Here is a 17886-nt window from a genome sequence, read left to right on the forward strand (position 1 = left end):
CGTCGATTTTCTCCTTCATGAAGGTTTCCAGCGCTTCACGCACCACTTTGGTGTACGCGTCTTTGTCCCACTCCGCGCGCCCCACGCCGATGATGCGTGTGGTGTCGTGAATCTGACCGGCTTTCTCCAGCTGATACAGTGAAGGCAACAGTTTCCGGCGAGCAAGATCGCCTTTGGCACCGAAAATAACCAGATCGCATGCCTGGGCTGTTTGTGTTACCGCCATTTTCCTCTCCTCGTTGCAGGATATACCCGGTTTGAGCGTCCTCATCATCCCAGGTCCTTATTGTAATTTTCTTACAGCACAATGTACTTTTTTCCCCGCATCGGAACAACCCAGACGCGGTGTGGCATTAGCCATTACTTTGAACATGATGGCGAACAAAGGTGTGTTGTGGTGTGCGCTTTTCACGCTTTTTCTGTTTCGATGTTTGTCGGGATAAAACCCGGCAACGATCAAAGTATGACAAAAAAAACGCGCTTACATTTGTCCGCTGCTGCGTGCGAGGGTGTATTACACGGTATATTGTTGTGAATTGGCAGCGTTTTATCAGGTGATGAACGCGACGAAAGTGATTGAGGCGCATCGGGTTAACGACATGCTGGAACATATTCAGGCGCAACTTAACGCGCTGAGCAAATCAGAACGGAAAGTGGCAGAACAGATTCTGGCCGCTCCGCAGCAGGCAATGCACTCCAGCATCGCCACCCTCGCCCGCGCCGCCGACGTTAGCGAACCGACAGTGAATCGCTTCTGCCATCGTATGGGCACGCGCGGCTTCCCCGACTTCAAGTTACGCCTGGCGCAAAGTCTGGCGAAGACCCCGAACTGGGTCAGCCGCGATGTGGAAGAAAATGACAGCGTTGAAAGTTACAGCCACAAGATTTTTGATTCCGCCCTCGCCGGCTTAAGTCATGTGCACCAACAACTGGATCTTCAGGTCATTGATCAAGCGGTTCTAGCCCTGACTCAGGCCCAAAAAATCGCCTTTTTTGGTCTCGGCGCCTCTGCGGTTGTGGCGCACGACGCGACCAATAAATTCCTGCGCTTTAATCTGCCGGTCATCTGGTCAGAGGATATTGTGATCCAGCGCATGAGTTGCATAAATAGTGGACCAAATGACGTTTTTGTTCTCATATCACGTACTGGTCGAACCAAAAATATGATAGAACTGGCTCGCCTGGCGCGTGTAAACGCTTCCACAGTACTGGCTATCACCTCTCCGGGTTCACCCCTTGCGGCAGAAGCAACCCTCGCACTGACGCTCGATGTACCTGAAGATACGGATATCTACCTGCCGATGGTTTCCCGCCTTGCGCAATTAACCGTGGTTGATGTTTTGGCGACAGGTTTTACCCTTGAGCGTGGCGCGGCTTTCCGCGAAAACCTGAAACGGGTGAAAGAAGCGCTCAAAGATTCGCGCCTGGAAAAGCGGTTGCAGTAAAATAATTAACATCACATTCACAATGTGAGTCGAATCACAGCCCATCGATCATATAGAATATGCGATTACACCGTGTCCCCTTGAGAGTGACACGAACCTTTGTCAACGGAGTCCTTCATGTCAAGACGTCTCAGAAGAACCAAGATCGTAACTACCCTCGGCCCAGCCACCGATCGCGACAATAACCTCGAAAAAATCATCGCGGCGGGCGCGAACGTGGTGCGACTCAATTTCTCCCACGGTACCCCGGAAGACCACCAGATGCGCGCCAACAAGGTGCGTGAGATTGCCGCTAAGCTTGGCCGTCACGTGGCGATTCTGGGCGACCTGCAAGGTCCAAAAATTCGTGTTTCCACCTTCAAAGAAGGCAAAGTCTTCCTCAATGTTGGCGATCGCTTCCTGCTGGATGCGGATATGGGCAAAGGCGAAGGTGATAAAGAGAAAGTCGGTATCGACTACAAAGGCCTGCCAGAAGACGTGGTGCCGGGCGACATCCTGCTGCTGGATGATGGTCGTGTACAGTTGAAGGTGCTGGAAGTTCAGGGTGTGAAAGTCTTCACCGAAGTCACCGTCGGCGGCCCGCTCTCCAACAATAAAGGCATCAATAAACTCGGCGGCGGTTTGTCTGCCGAAGCGCTGACGGAGAAAGATAAAGTCGATATCATTACCGCCGCGAAAATCGGCGTGGATTACCTGGCCGTGTCATTCCCGCGAAATGGTGAAGACATGAACTACGCTCGCCGACTGGCGCGCGATGCAGGTTGTGAAGCCAAACTGGTGGCCAAAGTCGAACGTGCAGAAGCCGTTGCGTCTCAGGAAGCGATGGATGATATCATTCTCGCCTCTGACGTGGTGATGGTCGCGCGTGGCGACCTCGGCGTTGAAATTGGCGATCCAGAACTGGTAGGGATCCAGAAGGCGTTGATTCGTCGTGCGCGTCAGCTGAACCGTACCATCATCACCGCCACGCAGATGATGGAGTCGATGATCACCAACCCGATGCCAACCCGTGCTGAAGTGATGGACGTGGCGAACGCCGTGCTGGATGGTACCGATGCCGTAATGCTGTCAGCAGAAACCGCTGCCGGTCAGTATCCAGCGGAGACCGTGTCTGCGATGGCGAAAGTGTGTCTCGGTGCGGAAAAAATCCCAAGCGTCAACGTGTCTAAGCACCGTCTTGAAGTGCAGTTCGACAACGTGGAAGAAGCGATTGCGATGTCCGCGATGTATGCAGCCAACCACCTGCAGGGGGTTTCTGCCATCATCACCATGACCGAATCGGGCCGTACTGCGCTGATGACGTCACGTATCACTTCTGGCCTGCCGATCTTCGCTATGTCACGTCACGAACGTACATTGAACCTGACTGCGCTGTATCGCGGCGTGACACCGGTTTACTTCGACAGCAACAATGATGGTGTAGCCGCCGCGCATGATGCAGTGAACCTGCTGCGCGACAAAGGTTTCCTCGTCTCGGGCGACCTGGTGATTGTCACCCAGGGCGACGTGATGGCAACCACCGGCACCACCAACACCAGCCGTGTTCTGCGCGTAGACTAAACGCTCACGCACCACTCACAGCGGCTGTAACAACATGGATAAACGCGACTGCCTGGCAGTCGCGTTTTTATTTTTTCTGACAAGGAGGCCAGATGGCCCGCTATCAACCGATTACCCAACTCACTGGACGGGTGCTGCTGTTCCCGCTCGCGCTGGTGTTGTTTGAGTTCGCGACTTACATCGCCCATGACATGATTCAGCCCGGCATGCTGCTGGTCACTTCTGAATTCAACGTCGGCCCGGAATGGGTGTCGACTTCTCTTACTGCTTATCTGATGGGTGGCGTGGTGCTGCAGTGGCTGCTCGGCCCGCTCTCGGACAAATATGGTCGCCGTCCAGTCCTGCTGTTCGGCATTCTGTTCTTTGCTGCGGCCTGCATTCTGACCACCTGGGTCACGAACATCGAACAGTTTGTCACCCTGCGCTTTATTCAGGGCATCAGCCTGTGCTTTATCGGTGCAGTCAGTTATGCCGCCGTGCAGGAAGCGTTTGATGAGGCTTTAGCGGTGCGCATGATGGCGCTAATGGCCAACGTGGCCCTCTTAGCCCCGCTGGCCGGTCCGCTGGCGGGTGCCGCCTGGTTGACCGTGGGTGAATGGCGCAGCATGTTCTGGCTGTTTGCGATTTGTAGCGTGGTGGCTTTTGTGGTGCTGTGGCGCATCATGCCGGAAACCGCTGGCGATCGTAGCCACTCCATTGCCCTGCCGAATCTGGCACGCGCCTATGGCCGTCTGGCACGCGATCGTCAGGTGATGTATGGGTCTTTCGCTATTGGCCTGGTGTTTATTCCGATTCTGACCTGGGTTGCCCTGTCGCCCGTGATTCTGATGCATGACGAGGGCTTATCGCGCATGAAGTATGCGTTGCTGCAACTGCCAGTGTTCCTTGCCATGATTGCTGGCAACCTGACGCTGGGTAAACTGGCGGGTCGCGTTCCCATCGAGCAGCCGGTCAAATTCGCGGCGTGGCCGATTCTGCTGGGTTTAAGCATCTCGTTGCTGGCTAACCTGCTCGACAGCCATACCTACCTGCTGCTGACCGCAGGATTAAGTCTGTATGCCTTTGGTGCGGGCATGGTCAACGCCGGTCTTTATCGTCTGACGCTGTATTCCAGCAGCGAAGGTAAAGGCAGCGTGGCAGCCATGCTGGGAATGATCAGTATTCTGACATTGGCCATCGGGATTGAACTGGCGAAAGCAGGCTACTTCAGTGGTGGCACGCCATGGTTCAGCGGCATCAACTTTGCGGCGGGTGTGCTGTGGTTTGGCCTGGTCACACTGTTCCTGCGTGAACGTATCCGGCGCAGCCACGTCGAAGCGGTAGAATAATCAAAGGGGCCAATCGGCCCCTTCGTTATTTCTTGCGAGGATAAAGCTCCTTACGCGCATAAGGTTCAATATCCCCTTCTTTACGCGTTTTCAGCAGCTTTAAAATCCAGGTGTATTGCTCTGGATGCGGCCGCACAAATATCTCAACTTCCTCATTCATTCGCCGCGCCAGGGTGTTATCGTCGGCATCCAGCAAATCGTCCATCGGCGGACGCACATAGATTTCCAGACGATGGGTCTCGCTGTTGTACACCGGAAACAGTGGCACCACGCGCGCTCGACACACTTTCATCAATCGGCCGACCGCTGGCAGTGTTGCTTTGTAGGTGGCAAAGAAATCCACAAATTCACTGTGCTCCGGGCCGTGATCCTGGTCCGGCAGATAGTAACCGTAATAGCCCTGACGCACCGAGGCGATAAATGGCTTAATGCCGTCATTACGTGCATGCATGCGGCCACCAAAGCGACGCCGTACGGTGTTCCACACATAATCCAGCAGCGGATCGCTCTGATTATGGAACATGGCCGCCATCATCTGGCCCTCTGACGCCAGCAGCATCGCCGGGATATCCACGGCCCAACCATGCGGCACCAGAAAAATCACGTTCTCTTTGTTGGCCTGCAGGGCTTCGATAATTTCACGGCCGTGCCAGTCAACGCGTTGGCGCACACGAGCCGGATCGCGCATCCCCAACTCAGCCATCATCACCATCGCCTGTGGCGCGGTGGCAAACATACGATCAGCAATCTCTTCGCGCTGTGCTTCGCTTAACTCCGGCAGGCAATAATAGAGATTGATCAACGCACGACGACGCGCACTTTTTGCCAGCTTACCGGCAAACCGCCCCAATCCACCCAAAATCGGGTCGCGCACTTTGGCAGGCAGCATTGCCATGCCCGCCAGCGCACCAATCGCCAGCCAATTGCCCCAGTATTTCGGTTTTAAAAAAGAACGTTGAAAAACGGGAATAAATTCACTGTTATTTTTCTTTCGGGTTTCCATGCACTCGCCTCTGACAATGACGGGACAATGATAGTGACGGTGGTTAATTTTGCAATCATCATGCGTCAGATAGCAAAAAACCGACGAATAATTCGTCGGTTTTTTCACTATTGGCTACAGAAATGGGTTATTTCAGTGCCAGCCGTGGCAGATAACTCTTCACGTCCGCCAGATAGTTGCTGCGATCTTTACCAGTCAGCCCTTCCATACGCGGCAGTTTCGCCGTGAGTGGGTTGACGGCCTGATTGTTGATCCACACTTCGTAATGCAGATGTGGCCCCGTAGAGCGCCCGGTGTTGCCTGAGAGCGCAATACGGTCACCGCGCTTCACTTTCTGTCCTGGTTTCACCAGCGCCTTACTCAGGTGCATATAACGGGTCATATACTGACGACCGTGACGAATGGCCACGTAGTTACCCGCCGCCCCGCCATTTTTGACCATCACCACTTCACCATCACCCACGGCCAATACCGGTGTACCGATCGGCAGCGCGAAATCGACACCCTTATGTGGTGCTATGCGGCCCGTTACCGGGTTAAGACGGCGCGGATTAAAGTTGGAGGAAACGCGATACTGTTTCACCGTCGGGAAGCGCATAAAACCACGGGCAAGGCCTGAGCCGTTACGATCGTAGAATTTGCCATCTTCCGCGCGGAACGCGTAGTAATCTTTGCCACCGGTACGCAGACGCACGCCGAGCAGCTGGCTCTGCGCACTTTTGCCATCCAGCATCTCGCGTGACATCAGCACGCTGAAATCGTCACCGGCGCGCAGTTTGCGGAAATCCATCTGCCACTGCATGGCTTTGATAACATTGCTGGTTTCAGCACTGGTCAAGCCTGCACGCTGGGCGCTGGCACCAAAGCTGCCACGCACTTCACCTTTCAGCACACTATTTTGCCACTCGCCCTTTTGCATCTCCTGCTGCATCTTAAAGCTGCCATTCGGCTGGCGCTCGTAAGTGCGGGTTTCACGGCGATCCACTTCCCAGGTAAAGTTTTGCAGTTGACCATCCGCATCCAACGTCCAACTGAGTTGCTGACCGACGCGCAGGTTACGGAAATCTTTATCGCTATTGACTAACGCATTGATATCACTGAGATCAATACCGTACTGATTCAGTGCGCTGCTCAGGGTATCGCCAGAGGAAACGGTGTAATCGTGTTGATTCGGGTTGTCCTGCACATCTTTATCGATGTCATCGGCCGGAATCTCTTCTTCCGGTTCAACCGTGGTCTGATCAATCGGCTCACTGGCTTCGGGTAACAGCGTGCGCAGTTCGTTTTTGTCCAGCGTGATGTCTTTCACGATGGGGGCAACATCATGGGGATGATAAACGTAAGGCCGCCAGACAGCGACGGCCAACGTGATAACGGTTAATGATCCCAGCATAACGCGGTGGGGACGCGGCAAATTATTAAATGCGAGGGCGACAGAGCGGGCTATCTGCTGCACTTTTACTTATTCCTCTATGCTCCATTCAGGCAGCTCGCATACTGGCTCGACAACTGTGAGAGGAATTTCACATAGCTATCTTTGGTTAAGCTGATTCCCATGCCCAGCGGGTCAAGTGTGCCTTTGCGCACGTTGGTTCCGCGAGACACGGCATCGATGACGGCCGGCCTGAATTGTGGTTCAGCAAAAACGCATACGGCTTTTTGCTCAACCAACTGTGTTCGTATTTGATGTAAACGCTGGGCGCCCGGTTGGATCTCAGGGTTGACGGTGAAATGTCCAGCAGGGGACAAACCGTAGTGTTTTTCAAAGTAGCTGTAAGCATCGTGAAAAACGAAATAACCCTTACTCTTAACGGGGGCAAGCTGCGCGCCAATATGCTTATCCGCATCTGCTAATTCTGCTTCAAACTGCTGCAGGTTCGCGTCAAGTTTGGCTCTGCTTTGCGGCATAAGTTCCAATAATTTTCCGTGGATTGCAACCGCAGATTGTCGCGCAATCTCAGGTGACATCCACAGGTGCATATTAAACTCACCATGGTGGTGGTGTGTATGAGACGGCTCCTGGTCATCAGACTTATCTGAGTCATGCTCATGATCGTGACCGTGCTCATGTTCGTCCTCGTCTTCACCACCACGAATCAGTAGCGGTTTCACCCCTGGCATCGCCGCTATTTCGAGATTTTTAGCCTCAGGTAACTCTGCCGCTGACTTGGTCAGAAACGCCTCCATTTCTGGTCCAACCCATACCACTAAGTCCGCGTTTTTAATACGTTTTACATCAGAAGGACGTAAAGCATAATCGTGCTCTGAAGCGCCATCGGGCAACAGCACTTCCACTGGCGTCACGCCATCTGCAATGGCCGCTGCGATAAATCCGATCGGTTTGATTGAAGCCACTACGGCTGAGTGCGCGGGCATCGCGCAGGCGGCGGCGAGAGCCGCAGCAGGAAGAGTGAAAGCGAAGCGCTGCTTAATGTGTAACATAATGCGTCATTCCATCGTGACCTGTTGATGGAATGTGATATTATAACATTCGAAATTCAATGCAACCCGTAAATAATATGTCGTCACTTGTTACACTTGAAAACATCTCCGTCAAGTTTTCCCAGCGCCCTGTGCTAGCAGGTATTAGCCTGACACTGGAGCCAGGGAAAATACTTACGCTGCTTGGGCCGAACGGCGCGGGCAAATCGACGCTGGTCCGGACGGTGCTCGGCCTTCTTACGCCTACAGGGGGTAGCGTCAAACGCACCCCCGGTTTACGCATTGGCTACGTGCCTCAGAAGTTGCACATTGACCCGACGTTGCCGATCACCGTTGAACGTTTTATGCGTCTGACGCGTGGCAGCAAGCGAGATGCTATTCTCCCGGCTTTGAAACGCGTGCAGGCCGGACATCTGCTGAATGCGCCTCTGCAAAAACTCTCAGGTGGTGAAACCCAGCGCGTACTACTGGCGCGTGCCCTGCTCAATCAACCCCAGTTACTGGTGTTAGATGAACCTACGCAAGGCGTTGACGTAAATGGGCAAGTGGCGCTCTACGATTTGATCGATCAGCTTCGTCAGGAGCTCAACTGTGGCGTGCTAATGGTTTCGCACGATCTGCATCTGGTGATGGCAAAAACTGACGAGGTACTGTGCCTCAACCACCACATCTGCTGTTCCGGCACGCCAGAAGCGGTGTCGCAGCATCCAGAATTTATCGCCATGTTCGGCCCACGCGGCGCGCAGCAATTGGCTATTTACCGCCATCATCATAATCACCGTCACGATTTACAGGGACGCATTGTGCTGCGCAAAGGAAATGGTCCGTCATGATTGAACTGTTATTACCCGGCTGGCTCGGTGGCGTGCTGCTGGCGCTGGCGGCGGGTCCGCTTGGCTCGTTTGTGGTCTGGCGCCGCATGTCTTATTTCGGCGATACCCTCGCGCACGCTTCGCTGCTCGGCGTGGCCTTTGGTCTGCTGCTCAATGTGAATCCCTATTATGCAGTGATTCTGGTGACTGTATTTCTGGCTCTGGGCTTAGTGTGGCTGGAGCGTCGTCCGCATCTGGCCATTGATACGTTACTCGGTATTATGGCGCACAGCGCGCTGTCGCTGGGTTTGGTGGTAGTCAGCCTGATGCAGGGTGTACGTGTCGATTTAATGGCGTATCTGTTTGGCGATCTGCTGGCGGTGACACCGGATGATTTGTGGATGATGGGCGCTGGCGTGGCCATTGTACTGGCGGTGATGGCATGGCAGTGGCGTTCACTGCTGTCGATGACCATCAGCCCGGAGTTAGCTCAAGTGGATGGCGTCAACATTCAACGCACGCGCCTGATGCTGATGCTGGTCACCGCCTTAACCATTGGTGTGGCAATGAAGTTTGTCGGTGCACTGATTATCACCTCACTGTTGATTATTCCCGCTGCCACCGCACGTCGTTTCTCCCGTTCACCGGAACAGATGGCCGGTTTTGCGGTGATTATCGGTATTCTGGCGGTCACCGGCGGACTGACGTTCTCCGCCACTTACGATACACCCGCCGGCCCTTCCGTGGTGCTGTGCGCCGCTGTGCTGTTCATCTTTAGTATGGCGAAAAAGCCGGCGGCGTAATAAAGGGGCCATTAATGGCCCCTTAGCGAATGCCCGATCGTGAAATCGCGCAGCCGGACGAACGCCAGCATTACTCGTCGCGGCTGATGCCGAAATGCTTGTAGGCATGCTGCGTGGCCAGACGGCCGCGCGGCGTGCGCTGAATGAATCCTTGTTGAATCAGGAAGGGTTCAATCACATCTTCAATGGTTTCCCGTTCTTCACCAATCGCCGCCGCCAGGTTATCCAATCCCACCGGACCACCCGAGAACTTGTCGATGATCGCCAGCAACAGCTTGCGGTCCATATAATCAAAACCCTGATTATCGACGTTGAGCATATCGAGTGCGCTGGCAGAGACTTCTCCACTCATCACACCGTTGGCGCGAACTTCGGCGTAATCGCGTACGCGACGCAATAAACGGTTGGCGATACGAGGTGTACCACGGGCACGGCGCGCCACTTCTAACGCGCCCTCTTCACTCAATGCCAATCCTAAGCACGCTGCACTGCGGCTGACGATGTGTTGCAGATCCGGTACGTTGTAAAATTCAAGGCGTTGCACAATACCAAAGCGATCGCGCAGCGGCGAGGTCAGCGAGCCCGCGCGCGTGGTGGCGCCAATCAGGGTAAAGGGGGGCAAATCAAGTTTGATTGAGCGCGCCGCTGGGCCTTCGCCAATCATAATATCCAGCTGATAGTCTTCCATCGCCGGATAGAGCACCTCTTCCACCACCGGTGATAAGCGGTGAATCTCATCGATAAACAGCACGTCATGAGGTTCGAGGTTGGTCAGCATCGCAGCCAGATCGCCTGCCTTCTCCAGCACCGGACCAGAAGTGGTACGTAAATTCACGCCCATCTCATTCGCCACAATGTTAGCCAGCGTGGTTTTACCTAATCCCGGCGGGCCGAAAATCAGCAGATGGTCCAGCGCATCGCCACGCAGTTGCGCTGCTTTGATGAAAATCTCCATCTGCTCGCGCACCTGCGGTTGCCCCACGTATTCCGCCAGGAGCTTAGGACGAATGGCACGGTCGAGGCTCTCTTCTTCATTTATAGAGACGCCCGAGACCAGGCGATCGGCTTCAATCATGCATTACCTCAAATAGCTGCGCGCAGAGCTTCACGGATCAGGGTTTCGCAATCCGCATCAGGTTTGCCGACTTTACTGATCATGCGGCTGGCTTCTTGCGGTTTATAACCCAGCGCCACCAGTGCAGCAACCGCTTCGGCCTCAGCATCATTCGCGGCTGGCGCTTCAGACGGCGTGGTCAATGTGAAGGTCGAGTCACTGCCAAACAGATCGCCGTGCATGCCTTTAAAGCGGTCTTTCATCTCCACCACCAGACGCTCGGCGGTTTTCTTGCCGACGCCAGGCAACTTGATCAATGACGCGATCTCTTCACGCTCAACGGCGGTCACAAACTGTTGTGCTGACATGCCAGAAAGGATTGCCAGTGCCAGTTTTGGCCCCACGCCATTGACTTTCACCAGTTCACGAAACAGCGCACGCTCTTGTTTGTTATTGAAGCCGAACAGCAGCTGCGCATCTTCACGCACCACAAACTGGGTGAAGATAATCGCTTCCTGATTGATCTCCGGCAGCTCGTAGAAGCAGGTCATTGGCATGTGCACTTCATAACCCACACCGTGCGCCTCAATTAACACCAGCGGCGGCTGTTTTTCCAGAATATTGCCTCGTAAGCGACCAATCACCTGAGCAGTTCCTTATGTAATCCTAAAAATACCTGATTGATTTCCGCTGACGTTAAAGCGGCAAGCGAGCGCATGACGATGAACGCACTGAGGTCAGTGATTCAGGTGAACAAGGGTAGCTCGCGCATCAGCCAGTGGAAATATGACGGGTATTTATATCATAAAAAAGGCTGGATCAATATCCAGCCTTCAATGTTTGGGTTTTCGTCAGCCGGACCGCAATCGCCCACGCGTCATCACCAGCTTAGCGTCACTCAATCGCGTGGTGTTTTGGCTCAGGTGACAATGGGTAATGGCAATCGCCAGCGCATCAGCGGCATCAGCTTGTGGGTTAGCGGGCAGTTTCAGCAAGGTGCGCACCATGTGCTGAACCTGACTTTTTTCTGCCCCACCGGTGCCGGTTACCGTTTGTTTGACCTGACGTGCGGCATATTCGAACACCGGCAAATCGAGATTCACTGCCGCGACAATCGCTGCGCCACGCGCCTGGCCCAGCTTAAGCGCTGAGTCCGCATTCTTCGCCATAAATACCTGCTCGATAGCAAAATAGTCTGGCGAGAATTGGGTGATGATTTCTGTCACCCCGGCGTAAATCAATTTGAGGCGAGAGGGTAGATCGGTGACGTTGGTGCGGATGCAGCCGCTGCCCAGATAGCTGAGCTGGCGGCCAACCTGACGAATCACACCGTAACCGGTGACGCGCGAGCCGGGGTCAATCCCGAGAATGATCGCCACTACGCGCCTCCGGCTGTTAGGTTAATGGAAAACGCCATTACAGCGTTTCCGCGACCTCATCAGAAATTTCACCATTATGATAAACTTCCTGCACATCGTCGCAATCTTCCAGCATGTCGATCAGACGCAGCAGTTTCGGAGCGGTTTCCGCATCCATTTCCGCTTTGGTGGAAGGGATCATTGAGACTTCAGCGGTATCCGCCTTCAGGCCACCGGCTTCCAGCGCGTCACGCACCGCACCCAGCTCTTCCCACGCGGTGAACACATCAATCGCACCGTCGTCGTAACTCACCACGTCTTCCGCACCGGCTTCCAGCGCCGCTTCCATGACCGCATCTTCATCCTGGCCTGGCGCAAAGGAGATCACACCCTTTTTGCTGAACAGGTAAGAAACGGAACCGTCGGTGCCGAGGTTGCCACCGGTTTTGGTGAAGGCGTGACGCACTTCGCCCACGGTACGGTTACGGTTGTCACTCAGACACTCGATCATCACCGCTGAGCCGCCTGGACCGTAACCTTCATAGATGATGGTTTCCATGTTGGAATCATCTTCGCCGCCCACGCCGCGTGCAATCGCACGGTTCATGGTGTCACGGGTCATGTTGTTGGACAGGGCTTTGTCCATTGCTGCGCGCAGACGCGGGTTGGAGCCGGCATCGCCGCCGCCCAGTTTCGCTGCGGTCACCAGCTCACGGATGATCTTGGTGAAGATTTTGCCGCGCTTAGCGTCCTGCGCCGCCTTGCGGTGCTTGGTATTTGCCCACTTACTATGTCCAGCCATCTTGAGTATTTCTCCGATCTTTTATTTCGCACGAGCTATCTTACTTGCGATCTCGATTCCCGGCAGTGCTCGCAATCCTCACGTACAAAAGTACGCTCCGGTTGCTGCGCGCTGGCGGTAACCGACCTCGCTGCGCCGATTACGCTCGACTGTTCAATATTAGGGCGCAGGGTTGAAACTCTGCGCAGGATAAATGAAATCTAGCTGATTCGTCGCCGGAAAAACGCGCGGCGGCGGGCATTCAGGTAAATTCTTCGATTGCCTGGCGATTACTCCAGGACTTGGTCAGGGCTGCGGCAGCGGCAGGATCGAGCCAGCGCGCGGCGAGATGCTCGGTGAGCAGCAGGTCACGCTCTTGCGGGAGTGCCAGCCGGAACCAATGTTCGCGGTTGTGCGTGATGCCAGGTGCGTAGCGATGGCGATAGTGCGGGAAGATTTCAAACTCAATGTGTTTGTGGCAATCGTCCAGCACCAGCTGTTCGCCCGCAACGTCGATACCCAGCTCTTCTGACACTTCGCGCTGTGCCGCCTGACGCGGGCTCTCACCCGCTTCGAGGCTGCCCGTTACGGATTGCCAGAAACTTTCATCATCCCGTCGCTGCAGCATTAACACCCGGCCAGTATCTCGCGCAAAAATCACCACCAGCACTGAAACCGGATGTTTATAGCCCATTACTTGTTCTCTGACTTTTCTTTCTTCGGAGCCACAAGAATGCCGAGATCCAACAACGCTGCCGGGTTGGCTTCGCTTGGCGCTTCGGTCATCAGGCACGCCGCTGCAGTGGTTTTCGGGAACGCGATAACATCACGGATGTTGTCGGTGCCGGTCAGCAGCATCGTCAGACGGTCCAGCCCAAAGGCCAGGCCCGCGTGCGGTGGTGTGCCGTATTTCAGTGCATCCAACAGGAAGCCAAACTTCTCGCGCTGCTCTTCTTCGGTGATACCGAGAATGCTGAATACGGTCTGCTGCATGTTGCCGTTGTGGATACGCACGGAACCGCCACCCACTTCGTAGCCATTGATCACCATATCGTAAGCGTTCGCCACGGCCTGCGTCGGGTCGACCGCCAGCTGTTCTGCGGTCAGCTCTTTCGGTGAAGTGAACGGGTGGTGCATCGCAGCCAGACCGCCCTCTTCATCCGCTTCAAACATTGGGAAGTCGATGACCCACAGCGGTGCCCACATGCTTTCGTCAGTAATCTTCAGATCACGGCCCACTTTCAGACGCAGTGCACCCAGCGCATCAGTGACGATTTTGGCACGGTCAGCGCCAAAGAAGATCAGATCGCCATCTTGTGCAGTGGTGCGGTTCAGAATCGCTTCAACGATTTCAGGCGTCAGGAACTTCGCCACCGGGCTCTGTACACCCTCGAAGCCTTTTGCACGCTCGTTGATCTTCATCCACGCCAAACCTTTGGCGCCATAGATCTCAACAAATTTGGTGTACTCATCAATCTGCTTACGCGTCAGCGCTGCGCCACCCGGCACACGCAGCGCGGCAACACGACCTTTCGGATCGTTAGCCGGGCCTGCGAACACCTGGAATTCCACGCTTTTCAGCAGGTCAGCCACGTCCACCAGCTCCATTGGGTTGCGCAGATCGGGTTTGTCAGAACCGTAACGGTTCATAGCTTCAGCAAAAGTCATTTGCGGGAAGTCACCGAGATCCACGCCTTTCACGTCGATCCACAGTTCACGAATCAGACGCTCCATCTTTTCACGCACCTCCTCGGCGGTCATGAAAGAGGTTTCCACGTCGATTTGGGTGAATTCTGGCTGACGGTCTGCACGCAAGTCTTCATCACGGAAGCATTTAACGATCTGATAATAGCGATCGAAACCGGACATCATCAGCAGCTGTTTGAACAGCTGTGGGGACTGCGGCAGCGCGTAGAATTTGCCTTTGTGCACGCGGCTTGGCACCAGATAGTCACGCGCACCTTCTGGCGTGGCTTTGGTCAGCATCGGGGTTTCGATATCGAGAAAGCCCTCGTTATCCATAAAGCGACGCACGAAGCTGGTGATTTTCGCACGGGTTTTCAGACGCTGTGCCATTTCCGGACGACGCAGGTCCAGATAGCGATAGGTCAGACGCGCTTCTTCGCTGTTGGTCTGGTTAGAGTCCAGCGGCAGAGGTTCAGCGCGGTTGATGATGTTCAGCGCATGGGCAAACACTTCGACATCGCCGGTGGCCATATCGCTGTTGCGGTTTTTCTCTTCACGCGCACGCACGGTGCCGGTGATCTGGATACAGAATTCGTTACGCAGCTCAGAGGCCAGCTGGAAAGCGTCCTGATGATCGGCGTCGAAGAATACCTGAGCGATACCTTCACGGTCGCGCATATCGATAAAAATCAGGCTGCCCAGATCGCGACGGCGGTTAACCCAACCGCAGAGAGTGACTTGCTGACCCACGTGAGACAGATTGAGCTGTCCGCAATATTCTGTACGCATAACGTATCCTTTTAACTTCGCCGCTGCTGCCAGACAGCATCAGGCCGCGTAACCTTCTGAGATGCTGTCGCAAAAAAGGCAGCTATTATAATGGAAAAACCCAGGCAGGATAAGTAGAGCCAGATCAAAGCGGGCAAAACATTGCGGTTTATCGCGCGGATTTTCCTGCCGACACCAAAACAGGGTACATTACCCGGCCTATTCCCGCCCGTAAAAGGATCAGGTGCCGCGTTTGACACTTCGCATTGGATTACCACAATGGCAGCATCCCCGCTGGAAGCAGTATGGGCTGGAAACCCTGGCGGATTACGCCCAGCTGTTTGACTGCGTGGAAGGCAACACCACGCTGTATGCGCTGCCCTCGCCGGAAGCAGTGATGCGCTGGCGCGATATGACTCACGATGACTTTCGCTTCTGCTTTAAATTTCCCAACAGCATCAGCCACAAAGCCGCGCTTCGGAACTGCGATGAACTGCTGAACGAATTCTTCCGCTTGCTCGATCCGTTGAGCCAGCGCATCGGGCAGTATTGGCTGCAACTGCCGGCGACCTTCTCACCCACGCAACTGAAAGACTTGTGGCTGTTCCTCGATAGCCTGCCGCGCGGGTTTAGTTACGGCGTTGAAGTGCGCCACGAGCAGTTTTTTGCCAAAGGCGAGGCTGAGCGCGCGTTCAACCGTGGCCTGCTGGAACGCGGCGTGAATCGCGTGATCCTCGATAGCCGTCCGGTGCACGCCTCGACTTCGCAAAGCGCCGCCGCCGTGGACGCCCGGGCGAAAAAACCGCGCGTGCCACCGCATGCCGTGCGCAGCGGTTCGCAACCGATGGTGCGCTTTATCGGCAGTGACAGCGTGGAAGAGAGCGTGCCGCTGTTTCAGCCGTGGCAAAACAAACTGGCAGAATGGCAGGCGGACAGCGATCCGATGCTGTTTATCCATACGCCGGATATGGGCGAAGTGTTCCCCTTACTGCAGGCGCTGTGGCCTCAGTTGCTGCAACTTGAGCCTTCGCTGCGCAATCTGCCCGACTGGCCGCAACAAAGCAGCTTGTTCTAAACTCAAAGCGGGTGCAGCCTGCGGGACTTTCTGACAGAATAGCGCCCTTTCCGATTCCTCTCTCCGGACTTTTCATTATGTCTGACCGCGATACGCTATTTTCCGCACCCATCGATAAGCTGGGTGACTGGACCTTTGACGAGCGCGTGGCTGAAGTCTTTCCCGATATGATTCAGCGCTCGGTGCCGGGTTATTCCAACATCATTTCGATGATTGGCATGCTGGCAGAACGCTTTGTGAAGCCTGATAGCCAGGTTTACGATCTCGGGTGCTCGCTGGGTGCCGCCACGCTCTCAGTGCGCCGTAATATTCATGTGCCGGGCTGCCAGATTATTGCCGTGGATAACTCTCCGGCGATGGTGGAGCGTTGCCGCCGCCATATTGATGCCTTCCGCGCAGATACGCCGGTGCAGGTGATTGAAGCGGATATTCAGGATATCCATATTGAGAATGCTTCAATGGTGGTGCTGAACTTTACTCTGCAATTTCTTGAGCCGCCTGCGCGCCTGGAACTGCTGAAAAAGATCGCTAAAGGCCTGAACCCCGGCGGTGCGCTGGTGCTGTCTGAGAAATTCAGCTTTGAAGATGGCGAAGTGGGCGAACTGCTGTTCAACATGCATCACGACTTCAAGCGTGCTAACGGTTATAGCGAACTGGAAATCAGCCAGAAACGCAGCATGCTAGAAAACGTCATGCTCACCGACAGTGTAGAAGCGCATAAAGCGCGTCTGAAAGACGCCGGTTTTGCCCATGCGGAATTGTGGTTCCAGTGCTTTAACTTTGGTTCTTTGGTAGCGTTGAAATGATTGATTTTGGCCGTTTTTATCAGCAAATCGCCACCGGCCCATTGGCGAGCTGGCTGGAAGTTTTACCCGCACAAGTCGCAGCCTGGCAGCGCGAGAATCTGCACGGTAAATTCCGCGACTGGGAAAAGTCAGTGGATTACCTGCCGCTGCTGAACCCGCAAACGCTGGATCTGGTCAACAGCGTCACGGCCACGGCTGACGATCTCACCGATCGCCAACGTCTTGGTATTGAAAACCTGTTGCGCAACCTGATGCCCTGGCGCAAAGGTCCTTATTCCCTTTACGGCACCGAGATTGATACCGAATGGCGCTCGGACTGGAAATGGGATCGCGTGCTGCCGCATATCTCGCCATTAACCCACCGCACGGTGCTGGATGTCGGCTGCGGTAGCGGCTATCACATGTGGCGCATGATCGGCGCAGGCGCGAAGCTGGTGGTCGGCATCGATCCGATGCAGCTGTTCCTGTGTCAGTTCGAAGCGGTGCGTAAGCTGCTGGGAGACGATCGTCGCGCCCATCTGCTGCCACTTGGCATCGAACAACTGCCCGCCTTGCAGGCTTTCGACACGGTGTTTTCGATGGGTGTGCTGTATCACCGCCGCTCGCCGCTCGATCATTTATTGCAGTTGAAAAACCAGCTGGTCAGCGAGGGAGAGCTGGTGCTGGAAACGCTGGTCGTTGAGGGCGATGAAAACACCGTTCTGGTGCCGGGTGAACGCTATGCGCAGATGCGCAACGTTTACTTTATTCCGTCTGCTGCAGCGCTGAAAGGCTGGCTGGAGAAGTGTGGTTTTGTCGATGTGCGCATCGCGGATTACGCGGTGACGTCAGTGGAGGAGCAACGTCGCACCAGCTGGATGACCAGCGAATCACTGGCCGAGTTCCTTGATCCTAACGACAGCAGCAAAACCATTGAAGGTTATCCAGCACCGCTGCGCGCGGTGCTGGTAGCACGCAAGCCGTAA

At 54.9% G+C, this 17886-nt stretch carries 17 protein-coding genes and 1 pseudogene; 8 read left to right on the plus strand and 10 right to left on the minus strand.

Annotation, left to right across the window (positions count from 1 at the left end):
- A pseudogene (locus RT340_RS06930) lies at nucleotides 1-226 on the minus strand (glucose-6-phosphate dehydrogenase); the annotation flags it as partial.
- 373 nt (nucleotides 227-599) lie between these two features.
- Between RT340_RS06930 and RT340_RS06935 the strand changes: the two are divergent.
- The 3 genes from RT340_RS06935 to RT340_RS06945 all read left to right on the plus strand — a co-directional run bounded on the left by RT340_RS06935 (nucleotide 600) and on the right by RT340_RS06945 (nucleotide 4333).
- Complete coding sequence (locus RT340_RS06935) at nucleotides 600-1445, plus strand: MurR/RpiR family transcriptional regulator (RefSeq protein WP_313375021.1); 846 nt, start codon at nucleotides 600-602, stop codon at nucleotides 1443-1445.
- 117 nt (nucleotides 1446-1562) lie between these two features.
- Nucleotides 1563-3005: a pyruvate kinase gene (gene pyk, locus RT340_RS06940; RefSeq protein WP_211728415.1), complete on the plus strand. Its 1443-nt coding sequence runs from the start codon at nucleotides 1563-1565 to the stop codon at nucleotides 3003-3005.
- A gap of 92 nt (nucleotides 3006-3097) precedes the next feature.
- Nucleotides 3098-4333 carry an MFS transporter gene (locus RT340_RS06945; RefSeq protein WP_313374984.1) on the plus strand — a complete coding sequence of 412 codons (1236 nt, stop codon included), beginning with the start codon at nucleotides 3098-3100 and terminating at the stop codon, nucleotides 4331-4333.
- A gap of 25 nt (nucleotides 4334-4358) precedes the next feature.
- Here the strand turns inward: RT340_RS06945 and lpxM are convergent, their stop codons facing one another.
- The 3 genes from lpxM to znuA form a co-directional block, all read right to left on the minus strand.
- A complete protein-coding gene (gene lpxM / locus RT340_RS06950; RefSeq protein ID WP_038646521.1) occupies nucleotides 4359-5336 on the minus strand; it encodes a lauroyl-Kdo(2)-lipid IV(A) myristoyltransferase in 978 nt (325 codons plus the stop codon).
- Between the two features lie 127 nt (nucleotides 5337-5463).
- The gene (mepM, locus tag RT340_RS06955) at nucleotides 5464-6792 is read right to left on the minus strand and encodes a murein DD-endopeptidase MepM (protein ID WP_313374988.1); all 1329 of its coding nucleotides are present in this window, start codon (nucleotides 6790-6792) and stop codon (nucleotides 5464-5466) included.
- Nucleotides 6793-6806: 14 nt separating this feature from the next.
- A complete protein-coding gene (znuA, locus tag RT340_RS06960; protein WP_058960184.1) occupies nucleotides 6807-7778 on the minus strand; it encodes a zinc ABC transporter substrate-binding protein ZnuA in 972 nt (323 codons plus the stop codon).
- A 77-nt stretch (nucleotides 7779-7855) separates the two neighbouring features.
- Between znuA and znuC the strand changes: the two genes are divergently transcribed.
- On the plus strand, nucleotides 7856-8611 hold the full coding sequence (gene znuC / locus RT340_RS06965) for a zinc ABC transporter ATP-binding protein ZnuC (protein ID WP_097117250.1): 756 nt from the start codon (nucleotides 7856-7858) through the stop codon (nucleotides 8609-8611).
- A complete protein-coding gene (znuB, locus tag RT340_RS06970; RefSeq protein WP_034828656.1) occupies nucleotides 8608-9393 on the plus strand; it encodes a zinc ABC transporter permease subunit ZnuB in 786 nt (261 codons plus the stop codon). The genes znuC and znuB overlap by 4 nt, the downstream gene beginning before the upstream one ends.
- A gap of 70 nt (nucleotides 9394-9463) precedes the next feature.
- On the opposite strand, the gene ruvB is transcribed toward znuB, so the two are convergent.
- The 6 genes from ruvB to aspS all read right to left on the minus strand — a co-directional run bounded on the left by ruvB (nucleotide 9464) and on the right by aspS (nucleotide 15061).
- The gene (gene ruvB / locus RT340_RS06975) at nucleotides 9464-10468 is read right to left on the minus strand and encodes a Holliday junction branch migration DNA helicase RuvB (RefSeq protein WP_097116855.1); all 1005 of its coding nucleotides are present in this window, start codon (nucleotides 10466-10468) and stop codon (nucleotides 9464-9466) included.
- A gap of 8 nt (nucleotides 10469-10476) precedes the next feature.
- Complete coding sequence (gene ruvA, locus RT340_RS06980) at nucleotides 10477-11091, minus strand: Holliday junction branch migration protein RuvA (protein ID WP_034828652.1); 615 nt, start codon at nucleotides 11089-11091, stop codon at nucleotides 10477-10479.
- Nucleotides 11092-11298: 207 nt separating this feature from the next.
- Nucleotides 11299-11826, minus strand: coding sequence for a crossover junction endodeoxyribonuclease RuvC (gene ruvC / locus RT340_RS06985; protein ID WP_038646509.1), 528 nt, complete (start codon nucleotides 11824-11826; stop codon nucleotides 11299-11301).
- A gap of 37 nt (nucleotides 11827-11863) precedes the next feature.
- Nucleotides 11864-12607, minus strand: a complete 744-nt coding sequence (locus RT340_RS06990) for a YebC/PmpR family DNA-binding transcriptional regulator (protein WP_034828649.1) — start codon at nucleotides 12605-12607, stop codon at nucleotides 11864-11866.
- Nucleotides 12608-12848: 241 nt separating this feature from the next.
- Nucleotides 12849-13280: a dihydroneopterin triphosphate diphosphatase gene (nudB, locus tag RT340_RS06995; RefSeq protein WP_034828648.1), complete on the minus strand. Its 432-nt coding sequence runs from the start codon at nucleotides 13278-13280 to the stop codon at nucleotides 12849-12851.
- Nucleotides 13280-15061 (minus strand): aspartate--tRNA ligase, encoded by a 1782-nt coding sequence (aspS, locus tag RT340_RS07000; protein ID WP_313374998.1) that lies wholly within the window; start codon nucleotides 15059-15061, stop codon nucleotides 13280-13282. Before aspS ends, nudB begins: the two co-directional genes overlap by 1 nt.
- Nucleotides 15062-15293: 232 nt before the next feature.
- Between aspS and RT340_RS07005 the strand changes: the two genes are divergently transcribed.
- The 3 genes from RT340_RS07005 to cmoB all read left to right on the plus strand — a co-directional run bounded on the left by RT340_RS07005 (nucleotide 15294) and on the right by cmoB (nucleotide 17886).
- Nucleotides 15294-16115: a DUF72 domain-containing protein gene (locus tag RT340_RS07005; RefSeq protein ID WP_097116853.1), complete on the plus strand. Its 822-nt coding sequence runs from the start codon at nucleotides 15294-15296 to the stop codon at nucleotides 16113-16115.
- A gap of 77 nt (nucleotides 16116-16192) precedes the next feature.
- Nucleotides 16193-16921: a carboxy-S-adenosyl-L-methionine synthase CmoA gene (gene cmoA, locus RT340_RS07010; RefSeq protein WP_160832826.1), complete on the plus strand. Its 729-nt coding sequence runs from the start codon at nucleotides 16193-16195 to the stop codon at nucleotides 16919-16921.
- A complete protein-coding gene (gene cmoB / locus RT340_RS07015; protein WP_058960189.1) occupies nucleotides 16918-17886 on the plus strand; it encodes a tRNA 5-methoxyuridine(34)/uridine 5-oxyacetic acid(34) synthase CmoB in 969 nt (322 codons plus the stop codon). Before cmoA ends, cmoB begins: the two co-directional genes overlap by 4 nt.

The organism is Pantoea sp. CTOTU50773, from assembly GCF_032082325.1.
Taxonomy (GTDB): domain Bacteria; phylum Pseudomonadota; class Gammaproteobacteria; order Enterobacterales; family Enterobacteriaceae; genus Pantoea; species Pantoea communis.